At 41.7% G+C, this 18,710-nt stretch carries 11 protein-coding genes and 2 pseudogenes; 2 read left to right on the top strand and 11 right to left on the bottom strand.

Annotated elements, in window-relative coordinates:
* Window positions 1-23 precede the first annotated feature (23 nt).
* Window positions 24-1,361, bottom strand: coding sequence for an adenine permease AdeP (gene adeP / locus ACK8NJ_RS23730; protein WP_000082693.1), 1,338 nt, complete (start codon window positions 1,359-1,361; stop codon window positions 24-26).
* Between the two features lie 166 nt (window positions 1,362-1,527).
* Here adeP and yieH point away from each other — a divergent pair, with 166 nt between their 5' ends.
* The gene (yieH, locus tag ACK8NJ_RS23725; RefSeq protein ID WP_000078054.1) at window positions 1,528-2,193 is read left to right on the top strand and encodes a 6-phosphogluconate phosphatase; all 666 of its coding nucleotides are present in this window, start codon (window positions 1,528-1,530) and stop codon (window positions 2,191-2,193) included.
* A 117-nt stretch (window positions 2,194-2,310) separates the two neighbouring features.
* On the opposite strand, the gene espY4 is transcribed toward yieH, so the two are convergent.
* Window positions 2,311-4,737: a T3SS effector EspY4 gene (gene espY4, locus ACK8NJ_RS23720; RefSeq protein ID WP_411962007.1), complete on the bottom strand. Its 2,427-nt coding sequence runs from the start codon at window positions 4,735-4,737 to the stop codon at window positions 2,311-2,313.
* A gap of 305 nt (window positions 4,738-5,042) precedes the next feature.
* Between espY4 and ACK8NJ_RS23715 the strand changes: the two are divergent.
* Window positions 5,043-6,229, top strand: a pseudogene (locus ACK8NJ_RS23715) (type III effector protein).
* A 470-nt stretch (window positions 6,230-6,699) separates the two neighbouring features.
* On the opposite strand, the gene ACK8NJ_RS23710 reads toward ACK8NJ_RS23715, so the two are convergent.
* The 9 genes and pseudogenes from ACK8NJ_RS23710 to phoU all read right to left on the bottom strand — a co-directional run bounded on the left by ACK8NJ_RS23710 (window position 6,700) and on the right by phoU (window position 18,702).
* A complete protein-coding gene (locus ACK8NJ_RS23710; protein WP_077632893.1) occupies window positions 6,700-9,081 on the bottom strand; it encodes a type III effector protein in 2,382 nt (793 codons plus the stop codon).
* Window positions 9,048-9,183, bottom strand: a pseudogene (locus ACK8NJ_RS23705) (hypothetical protein). Before ACK8NJ_RS23705 ends, ACK8NJ_RS23710 begins: the two are co-directional and overlap by 34 nt.
* A gap of 618 nt (window positions 9,184-9,801) precedes the next feature.
* On the bottom strand, window positions 9,802-10,518 hold the full coding sequence (locus ACK8NJ_RS23700) for a glucosamine-6-phosphate deaminase (protein WP_000766870.1): 717 nt from the start codon (window positions 10,516-10,518) through the stop codon (window positions 9,802-9,804).
* 14 nt (window positions 10,519-10,532) lie between these two features.
* Entirely contained in the window at window positions 10,533-11,702 is a 1,170-nt protein-coding gene (locus tag ACK8NJ_RS23695) for an alpha/beta hydrolase (protein WP_001366768.1), read from the bottom strand.
* 26 nt (window positions 11,703-11,728) lie between these two features.
* A complete protein-coding gene (gene bglH, locus ACK8NJ_RS23690) occupies window positions 11,729-13,345 on the bottom strand; it encodes a carbohydrate-specific porin BglH (RefSeq protein ID WP_097446923.1) in 1,617 nt (538 codons plus the stop codon).
* An 85-nt stretch (window positions 13,346-13,430) separates the two neighbouring features.
* Entirely contained in the window at window positions 13,431-14,825 is a 1,395-nt protein-coding gene (gene bglB, locus ACK8NJ_RS23685; RefSeq protein WP_411962006.1) for a 6-phospho-beta-glucosidase BglB, read from the bottom strand.
* 18 nt (window positions 14,826-14,843) lie between these two features.
* Complete coding sequence (gene bglF / locus ACK8NJ_RS23680; RefSeq protein WP_097767590.1) at window positions 14,844-16,721, bottom strand: PTS beta-glucoside transporter subunit IIABC; 1,878 nt, start codon at window positions 16,719-16,721, stop codon at window positions 14,844-14,846.
* Window positions 16,722-16,854: 133 nt separating this feature from the next.
* The gene (bglG, locus tag ACK8NJ_RS23675; RefSeq protein WP_411962005.1) at window positions 16,855-17,691 is read right to left on the bottom strand and encodes a transcriptional antiterminator BglG; all 837 of its coding nucleotides are present in this window, start codon (window positions 17,689-17,691) and stop codon (window positions 16,855-16,857) included.
* Between the two features lie 285 nt (window positions 17,692-17,976).
* Complete coding sequence (gene phoU, locus ACK8NJ_RS23670) at window positions 17,977-18,702, bottom strand: phosphate signaling complex protein PhoU (RefSeq protein ID WP_000377784.1); 726 nt, start codon at window positions 18,700-18,702, stop codon at window positions 17,977-17,979.
* Window positions 18,703-18,710: the final 8 nt, after the last annotated feature.

Below are 18,710 nucleotides of genomic sequence, written 5' to 3'. Positions count from 1 at the left end.
GGGTTTTTAACGCGCTATCGATTTTAGTGAGCGTCGATAAACACAATCTTCAGGATAAACAGCAGCGCAACGATGATTACGCACGGGCTTAGATCACGCAGACGTCCGGTACCGATTTTCATCACGCAGTAGGAGATAAAGCCCAGCGCAATACCTTCGGTAATCGAGAAGCTGAACGGCATCATCACAGCGGTAATAAACGCCGGAACAGATTCAGTAAGATCCTGCCAGTTCACGCGAGCAAGACTTGAGGTCATCAGTACGCCCACGTAGATCAGCGCGCCAGCTGCAGCGTAGCCTGGCACCATCCCCGCCAGCGGCGACAGGAAGATAACCAGCAGGAACAGCAGACCAACAACGACTGCCGTCAGGCCGGTACGCCCCCCAACGGAAACGCCGGAAGAGGACTCGATATACGCCGTAACAGAAGAAGTACCGATAAACGAACCGGTCACCGAAGAGATACTGTCGACATACAGCGCCTGCTTCATGCGCGGGAATTTCCCCTTCTCATCCGCCAGACCTGCTTTATCGGTCACGCCAATCAGCGTACCGGAGGAGTCAAACAGGTTGACCAGCATGAAAGAGAAAATCACCCCTGCCAGCCCGAGGTTAAACGACCCGGCTAAATCTACATGACCCACGACAGTCATTACGCTCGGCGGCGCAGAAACGATGCCATTGTAGTGGACATCACCCAGCATCCAGCCCAGCAGCGTCGTCACCACGATGGAAACCAGCACCGCCGCGTGAATGTTGCGTGAGGCCAGAATGGCGATGATGAAGAAGCCGAGGATCCCCAGCAGCACGCTGTGAGAAGTCAGATTACCGATGCTGACCAGCGTTTCCGGGTTAGCGACAATCACTCCTGCATTCTTCAGTCCCATCATGCCAATAAACAGGCCGATACCGCTGGTAATGCCCACACGCAGACTCACCGGAATGTTGGCTATCATCCAGTAGCGAACGCGGAAAATCGTCAGTAACAGCAGACCAATCGCGCCCCAGAAGATTGCGCCCATCCCGACCTGCCACGGCAAGCCCATCGCCTGCACAACCACAAAAGCGAAGAACGCATTCAGGCCCATAGCGGGTGCCAGTGCAACTGGCAGGTTAGCAAACAGTCCCATCATAATACTGCCGAATGCAGCAATCAGACAGGTAGTAACGAAGACGGCGCTGGTATCCATGCCAGCAACGCCAAGAATTTGCGGGTTAACAAAAACGATGTAAACCATCGTCAGGAAGGTGGTAAAACCGGCGATCACTTCGGTCCGTGCCGTCGTGCCATGTTCGCGCAGTTTAAACACGCGTTCCAGCATCCCCTGGCCAGAAGCCTGGGTTGTGTGTTGTTGACTCATTATCTATTTCCGAACAAGGAGGGAAAATCCGTCGCTATCGTATACCAAAATGAGACAATATGGACGGCTGAAGATAACTTTTTTTCATTGTATTTGCTTATACGGCAACGATTGCGTGATGCGAATTGGCATGACGAAAACGTTAAACTAACGATAAAGGAAAGACATGTCCCAGATAGAAGCGGTATTTTTCGACTGCGACGGTACGCTGGTCGATAGCGAGGTCATTTGCTCTCGCGCCTATGTCACGATGTTCAGGGAATTTGGCATTCACGTTGACCTGGAAGAGATTTTTACCCGTTTTAAAGGCGTAAAACTCTACGAAATCATCGACATCATCAGTAAAGAACAGGGCGTGACGATGGTCCAGGCCGATGCCGAGCACGTTTACCGCGCAGAAGTAGCACGTCTGTTTGATACCGAACTTGCGGACATCGCAGGAGCGAACGAATTACTGGCGAGCATTAACGTGCCGATGTGCGTCGTCTCTAACGGTCCGGTCAGCAAAATGCAGCATTCGCTGGGTAAGCTCAATATGCTGCACTACTTCCCGGAAAAATTGTTCAGCGGCTACGATATTCAGCGTTGGAAGCCCGACCCGGCGTTAATGTTCCATGCGGCAAAAGCGATGAATGTGAACGTTGAAAACTGCATTCTGGTCGATGACTCCAGCGCCGGTGCGCAATCAGGAATCGATGCCGGAATGGAAGTGTTTTACTTCTGCGCTGACCCGCACAATAAACCGATCGTTCACCCGAAAGTCACCACCTTTACCGAGCTGGGGCAGCTGCCTGCGCTCTGGAAGGCACGCAGCTGGAATATAACGCGATAATCGCCTCCTTACTTCAACGCTTACACATCAGTCACGCTAGTTTGAGATAAAGAACACCAGGTGTCTGATGAGTAAGCGTCTATTCCCTATGAATAATTTATGTCGTTATTCGTCCTGTCATCCACCCTCTGCATAGTTAGCCCGAGTTATATTTTGTACAATATCGGGATACTGTTCGAACCAATTCAGAATATTACGCATCGCGTCACTGATGTTTTTATCGTCTTTATATTGATTCTCAAGTCTATTATTTCGAATAATAGTAAGCTTAGAACGTATCTCATTGTCACAGTCAGCAATCTTATTATTTAACGCCTCTACTTCATTCTGTACTTCTTTAGTATTCCAACTGTCCCTTTTGTTATCAAATAAAGTCCTTTTATCATCTACTAATTTATCACGACTTATGGTTAAATCTTTAATTTTTCGCAATAAGTCATCGTAATCTTTAATGGAAGCGTTTATTTCCTGATAGTTTTTTAATAAATCCTGCCTGTTAATTGCAAATGCACTGGATAAATATTGAAAATCGCGAGCAAACTTATTTAGCCTTGAGTCGTAATCTGTCTTAAAAGATTTTATATGTTCCAGTTGGTTTGATAGCGCTTCAACTTGTTTTTCTTCAACACCTTCAAAAATGGATGCAAGTTCCTTATAATCAAATGTTACATTTGTAGCAGATTCTTTATGAGACTCCTTTATTTGCTTTTGGACATATTCTTTTAGATTCTCAGTAAGTATTGTTCCATCTGGCGACAGAATCATTTTATTTATTATAGATTCAACAAACTTAATCCGGTCACTTTCTATCATATTGTTAATGATATTTTGTGCATTTTCCTGCATATCTTTAAAAATAAAAAAATCAACCCTACTATTATCAAAATGATATTTTCCCTCGTACGATTTATTTTCACCATAAAGTGTAGACAAAAACGACTCTAACTCTAAAAATGCGTTTCTATATTTTTTATTAGCCTTTGACTCGGAATTGTAAAAATTTATTATATCGATATTGATAGCACTTACCTTTTTTAAGAAATCAGGTATCTGTTCTTTACTTATAGCTCCGTCCAGATCCATATAAGTGTATTTTCGCGCTGTAAGACCATTTATTGAATAATTTGTATTTGTATCAATAGCACAGTCTTTGCACCTATCTCCACTGTAATAACCGCCTAAACTTGCCCCAATCAAATTACTATTTTTAAAGAAAACATTATTGTTCTCTGTATTGTTCTTGCTAAATGAAGAGTTAATTCCTTTCTTTATATTATCTATACATTTCGAAAAATTATCATCTAACCTAAGATTTCTCGATCTTCTTTCAATATAATCAGAAAAATAATCATCGGGGTTAAACATATATTTATCTGAACCATCTTCACTAAGACCACTGTTTATTTTAACATGCTTCAAATTACAATTATAAAAGACAGTTCCGGTATCCTGCTCCCTGGTATCATCATAGTTAGACTTGTTGAACGAATTTGCTAAAAAATCCATTCTATGAGCATCAAGTCCTGCTATATTACAGTTATAAAAATGACTCAGAAGTATACTCGAACCAGGACAATATCCCCCCTGAATTGTGCAATCCTGAACAAAAGACTGCATAAAAAGATAAGAACCTAATTTTTCATTAATACTTACAGGTTGTGTAACGTTGTAGACTTTAGACGTCTCACATCTATAATTTTCAATTTTGCATTTAGAAATAAAACAACCTTTAAACATACCTATTATTGGTTTATTTTTTTCGGACCCCACAGTATTATTAATAGGCTCATAAAGCTGTATATTGTTGAATTGACAATCCTCGAAATAACAATTTTCAAAAACCGGGCCTTCAAGATTAGGACTGTTTATCACTCCTGAAAAAATTACATTTTTAAAACTACAATATTTTAATGAATTTAAAACATCCTTAGACAACGATGATAAATCGATTGTTGTATTAATAATAGGGATTCTATTTTTAATCAGCGTCTTAAGTTTTACAGAATAATCATCAAACGTTAATCTATTCAAGGGAGAATTATCAAAATGTGAATCATAAAGATAATTATCAAGCGTTAATCTCTCTGAAGAAACCTGTTTCTTTTCGTCATCATTCGGAGTAGCCCCCGTGTAGAGATTAAAGGATCTACTCACAATAACTTCATTATTTTCATTTGTGGTGAAGTCTGTCTTAGTACTAAATCGCCATTGTTGTTCTATTTTTGCCAGAGATTTAATCTTATCGAACACCTCAGCTTTATTATCAACTTTCGTGACAAATTCGTAAATTAAGCCTTTAACTTCTTTAATATGAGAGCCGGGAAAAAGATCGCGGACAAACTCCCACAGCGTACGTTTTTTAAATAAATCCCCTTTGCCATCAAGAATATTTTCAATATCCTTAGAGTTTACATTATATTTCTTATTATTAATACTTACAGCAATTTTATCACAATATCCTTTATGATTAAGTCTCTCCTTATTCATTGCTTCTAAAAAAGGATTAGTATTAACAAAAACATCTGGTTTTAATTTAACGGCCATAAACCCTCCGGCGTGCAATATTGAGTTGTTTTGTTTGAAAAATAATAACTTCTATGTTGTTAATTAACTGTACTGCTAGTTAGGTTAGCAACAAGTGTTACTTATATTACCGGTGAATACTGTAAAAAATAGCTCATTATTTCCATTTTAACCCAGGGTGTTCACCCTGGATTTGCAATTTTTAGGGGGTTAACGGTACATTCCACGGGTTAACCGCAGCATCAGAAAATGAGCGTTTTTTTATAGCCGCTTTTATTGTCGAAGTTAAAATAAAGAGATTTTATTAAATTTTATCAAGGTGATTTATGGATAATCTTATTGGCACACCACCAACCACGCACTTCCCCATAAGTATATAGACATGGAGCAAATGGAATATTTATGTCATCTCAATCGTTTTTCTAAATTACCTGACGATTTTTTGATAACTGGTCAGAGAGAGGACCTTTTTACATATAAATTTATTTTAGATGGCTCATTTTCAAATGAGCAGCATTTATTCCCCAAAGGAGAACTACAGAAGATACAACAGAGATTAAGTTCTCTTATGCATAAAAACATGTTTCATTGTTTTCATGTTTTTTTATTAAAACTATGCTCAATTGAGAGTATTCCACTCCCAAATGCCGATTACGCTTTCTTTGATGACGAAATGCCATTTACATTAACTGATGAACAGATCGAAAATATTTCTTTTTTAAACGCATATCACAAAGAAAAGAAAGGAAACAACGACATTGTTACATTTGATTTCATGAGTGCTGATCACCACCATAATTTTAGCACAACCATAGCTTTAACAAATGATAGCTTCCATATATCTTCAATAAACAACCATAATGCACAGGTTATACTCGATGAAAACTTCCATTTATATCCCTATGAATTACCAGAATCATCACAATGGTGTTATCAGTTAATAAAAAACATGATTTCTTTACATTGCAGATATAATAACAATTTCAAAATAAAAAAAACCTGTTGTTTTGATTTTAAAAATAAATCTTTTTGTAATGCCAGGTTGCAATATATAACGTTTATTGCATGTTTATTTTCACATACAAACATGAAATATTCGACATTTCATGATGTTAACCTTGATATGTGTGAGATAAAGAATTGCAATTTTGACAATTCAGAGATGAATTTCATTTCATGCGTCGGGACAAATTTTAGCGGTTCCACATTTAATAATGTAAAAACAACAACAGCGCAACTAATTAAGACACCAACAAAGTGGACGAATAACATTCTAAAATATTGGTTCTCCAGTTATAATAAACGTAATATCATCTTCACACTTAATACAATATCTGATAAAGATATAAAATTAAAAGGCGTTAAGGATATATTATTATCGTTGGTAGACCATAAGGCTAATATTTATAGTGTAAGGCAAGAGCTTCTGGATTTTCTTAATAATGATTTATATAAAAATGATGGCGAGATTCTTTCTTATAAAGAATCAATAATGTTGTTTTGTGTTGAATAGCCGACTATAGATTATTCAGATTAACTACCGCACTCTATGTTGTGTTTATATCCATGTCAGGAAACAGGTCATTTGTGAATCCTGACACCAGACTATGACTGTCGCCCAAGGATCATCCACAACCGCTGGAAGCAGTCTCATTTCAGCAGTATAAAACCGTAGAGTACGATTGCGATGAATAATACATACAGACTTATTATTCCAGTCTGTTTCTTTCGTTGGTTGATTCAAATGGCTCGGTTAATAAAATGCACCATTCACTCGGAAAACTCAACATGTTGCACTCTTATACGTCGTCTGGAAAGGGCATAGTAGTGATATAACAATTTAATCGACTCCCAACATCAACGCTTACACATCAACGACACTGGTTTAATTAAAGCATACCAGATTTCTGATGAGTAAGCGTCTTTTCGTATAACCTCATTGTTTCAGGAACGACTTGCTCCGTTTATTTATTCGCCACGTTATTATTCAGTATCAGTTTTCTTAATAGCTTCCACCATAAGATGATTTTCTTTTAGCCAACGACTGATACCTTGAACTACATCATTAAGTATATTTTTTTGTTGAAAGTTTATCTTAAATCTCTCTGTTTCAGAGGAAAGATCCAAGATTTTATTATCTATTTCTTCAATAATTTTATCTATTTTCTCTATATCATTTTCGATTTTGACTTTTCCTTTTTCATCATTATCATTTAATTCAAGCATCTTTTCATCAAAATAAATCTTTCTTTCGAGCTGAGCATTTCTTTCGACAGTAAGTTTGGATAGCATTTTCATTTTAGCAGTAAAATTCTCAGTAATATAATTACCATTTCTATCAATGACCCCCAGTAAATATTGTTCAATGTCAAAGAATGAAGCAATTTCACGGGCTACATCTGCTGGTTTTTCTGTATACTTCTCCTGGTTTATTTTTTCTTCTGCCTTAAAGTTTTTCACCGTTAAAAAAACATTTTGCATTTTCACAAAATCCTCCACTTTAGGACCATTCTTCTTCTCATGATCGTAGTAAAGAAATTGCAAATCATTAAAATCAAAGTAAAATCTATTGCCATTTGGATTAATAGAACGATATGTTTTTATTTTCCCATTTTCATCGAAACGTCTATAGCAATCAAGGTTATTATAGATATTGTGCATGAAATTCACTTTATCAATATCTATTTCATTAGCTATATCTTTTTTTCTATTGTACAAAACATTGTCTATGATATATTTTATAGTTTCATCATTAAGTTGAAAATCTTTTACATCATCACCAGGCATGATGTTATGCAGATTAACTAATAAGGATTGTAAATCGGCTAGTGCCTTTTTGTAATTATTCTTCAAATTATCGCTATGTTCATTAATATCTTTTATCCGTGAATCAATTTCCGTTAACTTTTTCATGAAAGGTAAAATATCATTTTCAGCTATAGCTCCTCTATAGGACATATAAACAGGAATTTTAACCTGAGTGTTTGCAGCAAGATTACCACTTAACCTGGTGGTATAAGTATCAATTTCACAATCATGCAAAGGATTTCCACCGGTTAACTCGCCCAAACAAGCAGCATATAAACAGCAATTATTAAGTTTTAGATGATTATCTATATCGTCATTTATATTATAATGAGTCTTCATATTTTGGAAAATATTTTCTTGGATTACATCTAAAAGATGTTTATCCAGATTAAGTTTATTTTCACTTTTTGCGAAATATTTTCTGGGATCATAATCTCGTAAATCTTCACGAATTCCATCTCGTTTGCATGTCATATTAACATAACGAAAATCACAATCATAAAAATTATTACTATTTCTAGAACGATCGCTAGTTTTTCTATAAAACGAAGTTTCTATGAAATCCATTCCATCACCATTAAGCTTTGCTATCTTGCAAGATAATAAACCGCTTGCAATAACACTTGCTTCTTTACAGTCTCCATCTTGAAGATTACTTTCATAAACAAATGACTGCATAAACAGATATGCACCGACTTTCTTACCCTCTTTGGGATCTTGATTTACAGAGTATATTTTTGATGTCTCTATCTTGAAATTTTTCATTTCGCATTGATACAAAAAACACCCTTTAAACATACCGTAAATCGGTATTTTATTATTTGGTTTTACTCTACACACAAAGTCATAGTCTTTACAGGTCACTTTATCAAAGCCAACAAGGGACACATTCTCGAAATTACAACTCTCAAAAAAACAATTTTCAAATACTGGGCCATTAAGGTTCTCGTAAGATATATTACCAGTGAATGTCATATTTTTAAAGTGACACTGTTTTAGCGATACCAGAACATCTTTTTTCAGTGCAGATAAATCAATTGTCATATTTTCAAAGGGGATTTTATTTTTTAAATATACGCTTAGCTTTTCATTATCATTAGGGAACTGCATTTTCAATATCCCTGATTGTAAAGCCTTCTCGTCAAATTGTATATCATGCTTATAAATATCCAAGCTGAGTACTTCTGAAAATACAGAATGTATTTTATTTTCTTCAGCTTCATTATGATGATCTTTCGAGTTAATATTTATTTTAAATACTCTACTAACAATAATATCTTTATTCTCATCTACTGTAAATTCTGTAGTCGCACTAAAGCGCCATTTTTCTTCTGGAATGGCGAGATATTTAATTCTCTCAAATCTCTTAACTTTGTCCTCAGTTTTCGTTACAAATTCTACAATTGTTTCTTTAGCCTCCTTAATATGATACATGGGAAAGAGATCGAGTATAAATTCCCAAAGAGTGAGTTTAAGAAAAGATTGTCTATCACCAGTTATAAGGTTTGTTATATCTTTATGGGTTATTGAATACTTCTCCTCATTACCAACAGACAAACAAAATTTTTCTGACTTTTTTTGTAATCTATTATTTTCATCTGTCATTTTAGTCAGCGTAGAAAAATTATCTGTAACTGTATTATATGATGATATAGCCATAATCATTTCTCCTGAACACAATATTTATTCGCCCGAGCACAACACATTGCCGATTTGTCTTAAAAAAGCATACTTGGGTGTTGGTTTGCTACGATTATGACTAAACCACCTATGAATACTGTAAAAAATCGCTCATTTTTTATGTTTCGATATAGGGCTTTTACCCTGGTTTTTGTTTTCTTTTCCATTCTCTGTGCAGGCAGCGATATAAATGAAAGGAATAATAAAAATGTTTTTATAGCGGGGCACTACATTAAAAGTAAAATAATCCAAATGAAATAATATATTTGCATTGCACTGGGGAGAGTTTCGAGGTGAGTTTGTGTGGCAATATTTCAGGGAGAAAGTTTATCAGCCCGGTAACTATGTATGACTGGGATGATTGCCAGATGCGCCTATACCAACATGCCACGGTATGCCCATGCTTCTTATCGCTGCGAATCCCCTACTATTTATCTAATAAGTTGTTTATTCAGATTTTATTGATCTGTAGTGGTGCAGGTTTGGGCATTCTTCCGCTGTCTCCACTGCGGTAAGCTGAGACTGCGGGGGATTTTTCGTAGTTATTTATATGATAAGAACAGGCCGGAGCGTAATTCATACATCCGGCCTTATGTTTTAAGCTAATTCTGCGGCAGCGGCTTTATCAGCGATTACCATCAGCGAAGGATGCAACTGCAACACGGAAGCAGGAACATCTTCGGTTACCGGACCTTGCAGAACATTTTTCAGTGCCTGCGCTTTACCTGCGCCACTGACAATTATCAGCAAGTTTTTCGCCGCCATGATGCTTTTCGGCCCCATCGTCACGTAGCTGTCAGGCACTAACGAAAAGTCGCCGCCCAACTCACCATGCGCCACAATATCGACCATCTCTCCCTGGATCGGGAACTCCACGGTTTGCTCATGGAAATGGGTCGTATTCGGCAAATTGCCACAAAAATGACCGTCTGCACCTAATCCCAGCACCACCAAATCCAGGCCGCCTTCACGCGCCAGTTTCTGATCATGCTCGCGGTAGTTATCAATAGTGAGCTTCTGGATATTCTCTTCTTTGATCCCCGCAGGGGTGAAAAACAGATTACGCAGATTGGTAATCGTTACGCCTTCTCCCTCTTTGCCACGAAATGGAATTTCATCGAAATTATAGAAATAGCAGTTATCGTACCAGGGCTTACCTTTAACCAAAGTGGTGAGGTATTCGTACATGCCTTTGGGCGTGCTACCGGCGGTAATTGCCAGGTTAACACGACGCGTCTTCGACATATAACCAAGCAGATGATGTGCCGCGACACAGCTCATTTCCTGGTAATCTTCGGTAATAATTAATTTCATCTTAATGCCTTATTTTATTTAAATAATTTCTGTACGAAGGCTGCATAGGCAGGCCGCCAGACATCCATTTCATGGTTCAGGCCGGGATATTCCTGGTAATCAAACTTAATTTTTTTCTGCCCAAGCTCAGTTTTCAGCCCGGCGATATCCTTGCCGGTTACAACATCTTTATCCCCCACAACCACAGTAAAATTACGTAGTTGATGGTTAATAGCTGCCGGATCGTTCAGCCGGGCAGCGACACCTTCATCCGGTACGGTTGTCGTGGTAACACCACTGAATGTGGCCAGCCAGCCAAAGCTTTCCAGATGATTCATTCCCGATACCAGCGCCTGATACCCACCTTGTGAAAGCCCTGCCAGTGCACGACCATCGGCGTCTTTACGGACATTAAAACGCTTGCTAATCAGCGGGATAATATCGTTCATCAGTTCGTGATCTGCCGCTTTAGCATTCAGCGGATAAAAGACTTTACGTCTTTCCTGAGGAACGAAATCCTCGGGAATAATGCCCTTCGCATCGGTTTCTGTATCCGGGATCACCACCAGCATCGGTTTAATTTTCCCTTCAGCCAGCAGGTTATCCATGATTTGCGGGATACGCCCCTGATCGATAGCGGAACGTCCGGTATCACCAAAACCGTGATAGAAATAGAGCACTGGCAAAGGCTCGCCCATGCCGGTGTATCCTGGCGGGGTCCAGACATACATCTGACGTTCGGATTGCAGCGCGTTGGAGTGGTAAGTTATGGCGATCAAATCACCATGCGCAACAGAACGCGTATCCAGATAACTGCCTGGCACCAGAATCATACTGGAGTTAACCTGGCGCTGAGGCTTAGTCATTGCGGTGCCTGTATCAATGCTGCGTACACCATCAACATTGAAAAAATACTCGTACAGGTTGCCTTTCAGGACAGGCGTGCGCCACGACCAGACTCCCGCTTCGTCTTTGGTCATCGGGTGAATATTGTCCGGAACCGGAACACCCATCACTACGGAGACATTTTTTGCCCCAGGGGCAAAGTAGCGAAAGGTCACGCTGTTATCGGTATTGACCTGAGTTACATATTGTTTCACCGGAATAGTGGGGGCCGGGCTGGCTGGCATATCCGCTGCTATGGCCCACTGAGCAGAAATACCGCTGGCAATAGCCAGCGTTAAAGCAGCAATTTTTATATTCATCGTAATATTCCTTTCATTAAGTTCCATTACCACCAGATTTCAGCCTGGGCACCGACAGCAAACTGGTCGTCTTTATTGTCTTCAAAGGTGAAGCCATCCAGTTCGTTTTCCAGGGCTTTGATATACGTAGCGTAGAAACGAATTTCCGGGCGCGAGGTCAACATACTGGTATTGACTTTAAAGGTATGGAAGAGCGTGGTTTTATAACCAGACTCATTAAATTTATTACTATTCGCATCTTTGTTTTGCTGGGTGAAATAGCCCAGCTCAACACCTGTCTGGTTATATTGGTCCCAAATATAGGCCGGGCGAACAACCGCACGAATAGATTCGAAATCAGAGTGTGCGCCTGTTTCGTAGCTATAAATATCGTTACCGAAGGAGTAAACAATCGCGTTAGCCACAATAAAATGATCGCCGATATAGGCTTCGCCCTGCGAAGTCAGACGAACTGCTGTTCCGCCGGTGTGATCACCATAATAACGGCCATTAAAGGTGGTAAATGGACTTGCGCCAGCATAACGGCCAAAGTTACTGGCGATAGAGTTATTCGCGACCAGGAAGGAGAATTCGTTGAAGCCACCTTTATCAAATTTCTGCGTTAAAGATGTGCCAAACATCCAGGTATCTTTCCAGTCATAATACCCGTTATTATCCTGATTATCTTTTTCCGATGCGCTTTCGTTTGCCGTGACATAACGACCGCTCACCATTAAAGTCGCTTTATCCCATAGCGGGATATCTTTATAACGTAAATCAATGGTATTGGTATTAATCTGCTGTTTGTTTTGCAGGCTGCGATCGTAATCATCGACATCTTCGCGAACCAGCGCGATATCAATTTTACCCGGACCGACTTTCCAGTTTTCCAGACCTACACCCGCTGCGGCATCAGTACGCTGCGTTTTCCAGTCAAGCATCTGGATTTCAATTTTCGGCGCACCGTGTTTACCTACCCAGAAATCAGCCTCTGGCGCAAAGGGCAGGAAACCTTTGGTGGTAACGTACATATCGGAGAACTGCATATAGTTCTCGCCACCGGCGTTATCGCCAAACCAGCCGGTAGAATACTGCTGACCAACGTTACCATCCATCATCACAACGGCATCAACCCGTTTGCCGTTTTCGTTGTAGACTCGTTGTTTTAACTGCAAATCAAACCAACCGGAGTATTCGTTACCAAAGCGGCCCAAAGAGCCTATCGCCCATGATTTAGGTGAACCATGAGAGGCTGTACCCCAACCAGAACGGTAGTAGCCGTTGTAACTAAAGCCAATTTCATCTTTCACAAACTTACTGAAATCTTTCAGGGTCATGGAAGAATAAATCGAGCCCGTCTCACTGGCATTTTTCTCTTCATTTTTAACCAGTACAGCATCAGGTTTTGCGGCACTACTGGTCGGGAACGGATTGGCGGCATACCCTTGATCATTCGGACTTACGCTACGATTCACCGTCGCTGGCGTATATTTTTTCTTCTCTTCATCTTTATATTTTTTGAGTTCGCTTTGAGTTTCTCTTAACGCTTTTTCTAATAACTCAAGGCGTTGTTCCACCGTTAATGATTCAGCCAATGATTGTGCGGAAAAGGCTAACGGTGCCATTAATAAGATGGCAGAGGTAATAAGATTTCGTCTAAACATAATATCCCTTTATGGTGCAAAGAAAGAATTAACGCATCGCATCCAGACTGTTCTGAATGCGACGATAATTAAGGTGCTTTATTGGTTATTTTTTTAATGACAGCCCCCGCGTTTTGATCACTTCTGCATACCATCCGAAGCTTTTCTTGCGTGTTCTTGTGAGGCTTCCTTCGCCATTATCATCACGATCCACATAAATAAAGCCGTAGCGCTTAGACATTTGTGAATGAGATGCACTGACTAAATCAATTGGCCCCCAACTGGTGTACCCCATAATATCCACACCATCGGCAATCGCTTCATTTACCTGTACCAGGTGATCGTTTAAATAGGCAATTCGATAATCGTCCTGTATCGAACCATCCGCTTCAACGCTGTCTTTTGCGCCTAATCCGTTCTCGACAATAAATAACGGTTTTTGATAACGATCCCAAAGCGTATTTAACAGAACCCGTAATCCAACAGGATCAATTTGCCACCCCCACTCTGAACTTTTCAGATGCGGATTGGGGATCATGTTCAGTATGTTGCCCTGCGCATTTTTATTAATACTTTCATCGTGGGAAACACAACCGGTCATGTAATAACTAAAAGAGATGAAATCAACGGTATGTTTTAAATCTTCTGCGTCACTTTCAGCCATCTCAATGGTGATATTGTGGTCGCGAAAGAAACGCTGCATATAGCCAGGATACTGACCACGCGCCTGAACATCACCAAAGAACATCCAGCGCCGGTTCTCTTCCATGGCCTGCAACATATCCTGTGGCTGGCAGGTGAGGGGATAAACCAGCCCACCGAGAAGCATATTGCCGATTTTCGCTTCGGGGATCAGGCTATGACAGGCTTTAACCGCCCGCGCACTGGCAACCAGTTGATGATGGATCGCCTGATAAACTTCCGCCTCGCCACTCTCTTCTGCCAGCCCCACGCCCGTGAATGGCGCGTGTAACGACATGTTGATTTCATTAAACGTCAGCCATAACGCCACTTTATGTTGATAGCGGGTAAAGACCGTACGGGCGTAATGCTCGAAGTGATCGATGACCGCCCGATTCGCCCAACCACCGTAGTTTCTCACCAGCCCATATGGCATTTCGTAATGGGATAACGTTACCAGCGGCTTGATCCCCGCCTGCGCCATTTCATCAAACAGCCGATCGTAAAACGCTAACCCCGCTTCATTCGGTTCGGCTTCGTCGCCCTGAGGAAAAATTCGCGCCCAGGCAATGGAAATACGCAGACAGGTGAAGCCCATCTCGGCAAATAACGCGATATCTTCCGGGTAACGGTGATAAAAATCGATGGCGACATCTTTGATATTCTCTTTCCCCAGGATGCGCGGTTCCATTTTTCCCATTACGCCATGAGGCTGTAAATCTGAGGTCGTGATCCCTTTGCCATCTTCCTGCCAGGCACCTTCCACCTGATTGGCAGCTGTTGCGCCACCCCAAAGAAATGTTTCTGGAAATGCTTTCATAATTAACTCCTTTTATCGTTAGCGAATGATGGATAACAGCGGCTCACCAGCGCTTATCTGCGCCGTGCCGTGGGGTAATATGTCTGTAAAATCATCGCTATTACTGATTAATACCGGCGTCGTCAGATCAAATCCGGCCTCGCGAATAGCAGGGATATCAAAAGAAATCAGCCGATCGCCTGTATTGACCTTGTCACCCACGTTGACGTGAGTGGAAAAGAATTTGCCGTCCAGTTTTACGGTATCGATACCGACATGAATCAGGATCTCCACACCATCATCTGACTCAATGCCAATGGCGTGTAATGTGGCGAACAACGAAGCAATTCGACCTGCCACCGGAGAACGCACTTCACCAACCGAGGGCAGAATGGCAATACCTTTACCCAACAGGCCGCTGGCAAACGTGGTATCAGCGACGTGAATGAGCGGCACAATCTCTCCCGTCATCGGTGAACAGATACCGCCCTGCTCAGGTGGTGTAATAACCTCTGGTGTTTTCTCTTGCGGGGCAACCTGCGCTGGCTGACGTTTACTGGTGATGAAATGAAGCATCAACGTACCAACAAATGCGCAACCGATGGCAATGACACCACCAATAACGCTGGCCCAGACGGTGAAATCAATCCCCGTTGACGGGATGGTTTGCATGAAGGTGAAAATACTTGGCAAACCAAAGGAGTAAACTTTCGTTTGCGCGTAGCCAATGATGGTGGCCCCCAATGCTCCACTGATACAGGCGATAACGAAGGGGTACTTACGCGGCAGGTTGACGCCATATACCGCTGGTTCGGTGATACCAAACAGGCCCGTCAACGCCGCTGATCCCGCCACCACTTTTTTCTGCGCATCGCGTTCGCAGAGGAAGACGCCGAGCGCCGCCCCGACCTGCGCCATAATGGCGGGCATTAACAGCGGGATCATGGTGTCGTAGCCCAGCACGGTGAAGTTATTGATACACAGCGGCACCAGGCCCCAGTGCAGTCCGAACATGACGAAGATTTGCCAGAAGCCGCCCATTACCGCGCCCGCAAATGCAGGAACCGCCTGATAAAGCCAGAGATAACCGGCGGCAATCAGTTCGCTTATCCAGGTTGATAGCGGCCCCACCAGCAGAAAGGTGACGGGTGTGATAACCATCAGACATAGCAATGGTGTGAAGAAATTTTTGATTGCCGACGGTAACCATGCATTAAGTCGGCGTTCCAGAATGCTGCACAACCAGGCAGAAAAAATAATGGGAATAACCGATGACGAGTAATTCAACAATGTGACCGGAATACCCAGGAAATCCAGCCCCGGCACATCCGCTTTTTGCCCATTCTCGAAGGCAGTCAGAATTAATGGATGCACTAACGCTCCACCAATCACCATGGCAGTAAATGGATTACCGCCGAAGCGTTTGCCCGCGGTGTATCCCAGGATTATCGGGAAGAACCAAAACAAGGCATCACTGGCGCTGAATAAAATTAAATAAGTACCACTTTGTTCGGTCGTCCACTGAAAAGTGAGCGCCAGAGCCAGCATACCTTTCAGGATCCCGGTTGCCGCCATCAAACCGATCAGAGGCGTAAAAATACCTGAAATAACATAAACAAAGCGGTTTAACAGATTACCTTTATCATCATTTTCCGGTGCCTGTTGCGCTTTTTCGCCAAGGCCTGCCACGCTGTTAACCGCCTGGAAGACATCGGCCACATGGTTACCTATGACCACCTGAAACTGGCCACCGCTTTCCACCACCATAATAATACCGGGGGTCTTTTTCAGTACCTCAGCTTGCGCTTTGCTTTCATCCTTTAACTTAAAACGTAATCGCGTTGCGCAATGCATCAGACTCACAATGTTATCTGCGCCCCCGACTCCCGCGACTATTTTTCTGGCTAACTCCGTCATAACTTGCCCTCTACCGCTTTGCGGCAAAACTCCAAAAAAAAACCTGAAAAAAACGGCCTGACGTGAATCAAGCAATTTTTTTCAGGTTTTGCCCGCTTAGTGCGGTAACAATCCTTTACTCAGTAATAATATTTCAGTGTTCTTTGCGCACGCGCTCTATATTTATGGCTAAAAACATAATCTCTGCGGGTGAGATTTTACGTTGATACTGCAAACCAATAAAAATAGCGATCCGCTCTGCACATTGCCATGCTTGCGGGTAATTTTGTTTTACTGCTTGTTGTAATGATTCATCACTATCATTAATTGAAGCATGTTCAAGAATACGCCAGGATAAAAACTTCAGATGTGTAACCAGTCGCTGATAACTCAAGCTTTCTTCCTGGTAATTAAGGCTGAACTGAAATTTTATTAATTGCAGCATTTCGCGCATTAATTGCGTGACACCTGCAACATCCTCCATATTTCCGCTCATTTGGGCACTGACCAGATGCATAGCAATAAAGCCCACTTCATCTTTCGGTAACTGCACACCCAACCGTTTATCAATAATGGTTAACGCTTCTTCCCCTAGCTGGAACTCTTTCGGGTAAAGCCGCTGGATATCCCACAGCAGTGGGTTAGGCAGCAACACGTTTTGCTCAAAACGTTTAATCGCAAACTGGCAATGGTCAGTTAGCGAGATATAAATACTGTCCTGTAACTTTCCCAGGCGCTCCTGCGCTAAAGAGATAATACGATCACAGGTCGCCATCACCTCAAGAGGAATATGACTTAAGAGTTCGCTTAATCGCCCGTTCAGTTCATGACTGCTCAAGGCATACTCTTTCTCTATTCCACTTGAGTTAATTCTTTCGCCAGGGCGTTTTTGAAAGCCAATTCCGCGCCCCATGACGACTTTTTCCCGCTGTTGATCATCAATAACCACCACAACATTATTGTTGAGAATTTTGGTGATTTGCATGTTCATAGCAAGGACCTTTTTTATAAACAAAAAAACCCGACTTCACCAGTATTCTCTGGTTATGTCAGGTTTTGCCTGCGAATGCAGTAACAATCCAGTCATTTATTAATGGTTTTTATAACGAACATCCAGGTTCGAAAATTAATTTAGTTGCGTGCAGAGAAAATAGCAATGCGCTATTGATAAAAATATGACCATGCTCGCAGTTATTAACTTTGTGTAATTTTAGGAATTTATAAAATTATATATAACAAATCCCAATAATTAAGTTATTGGGATTTGTTTGGTGAATTATTTGTCGCTATCTTTTTCTGCCAGCAGTTTATCGAGTTCGTCACCACCGACGTGACGGAAATCCTGCCCCTTCACGTAGTAGAAGATAAACTCACAGATATTCTGGCAGCGGTCGCCGATACGTTCGATTGAACGTGCGCAGAATAGCGCGGTAAGTACGCTTGGAATGGTGCGCGAATCTTCCATCATGTAGGTCATCAGTTGACGAACAATACCTTCGTACTCCTGATCGACTTTTTTATCTTCACGATAAATACGTACCGCTTCGTCAATGTCCATCCGCGCGAACGCGTCGAGCACGTCGTGCAGCATCTGGATGGTATGACGGCCCAGCGACTCCAGACTTACCAGCAACGGCTGATGCTGCTGGGAGAATTTCTCCAGCGCAGTACGGCAGATTTTGTCCGCCACATCGCCAATACGCTCCAGCTCGGCAATGGTTTTACTGATCACCATCACCAGACGCAGGTCGCTCGCCGTCGGCTGACGTTTGGCAATAATGCGCACGCAGGCTTCATCAATTGCCACTTCCATCATATTGACGTTTTTGTCGCCTTCGATGACCCGTTTCGCCAGATCGCTGTCCTGGTTGTGCATTGCGGTGATCGCATCAGAAAGCTGCTGCTCCACCATGCCGCCCATGGTCATCACCTGCGTGCGGATGCTTTCCAGTTCGGCATTGAACTGGCCGGAAATATGTTTATTAAGATTGAGACTGTCCATAACGCACT

This window comes from Escherichia sp. F1 (assembly GCF_046764225.1).
GTDB lineage: Bacteria > Pseudomonadota > Gammaproteobacteria > Enterobacterales > Enterobacteriaceae > Escherichia > Escherichia coli.
This window is presented reverse-complemented; position numbering and strand designations above follow the sequence as displayed.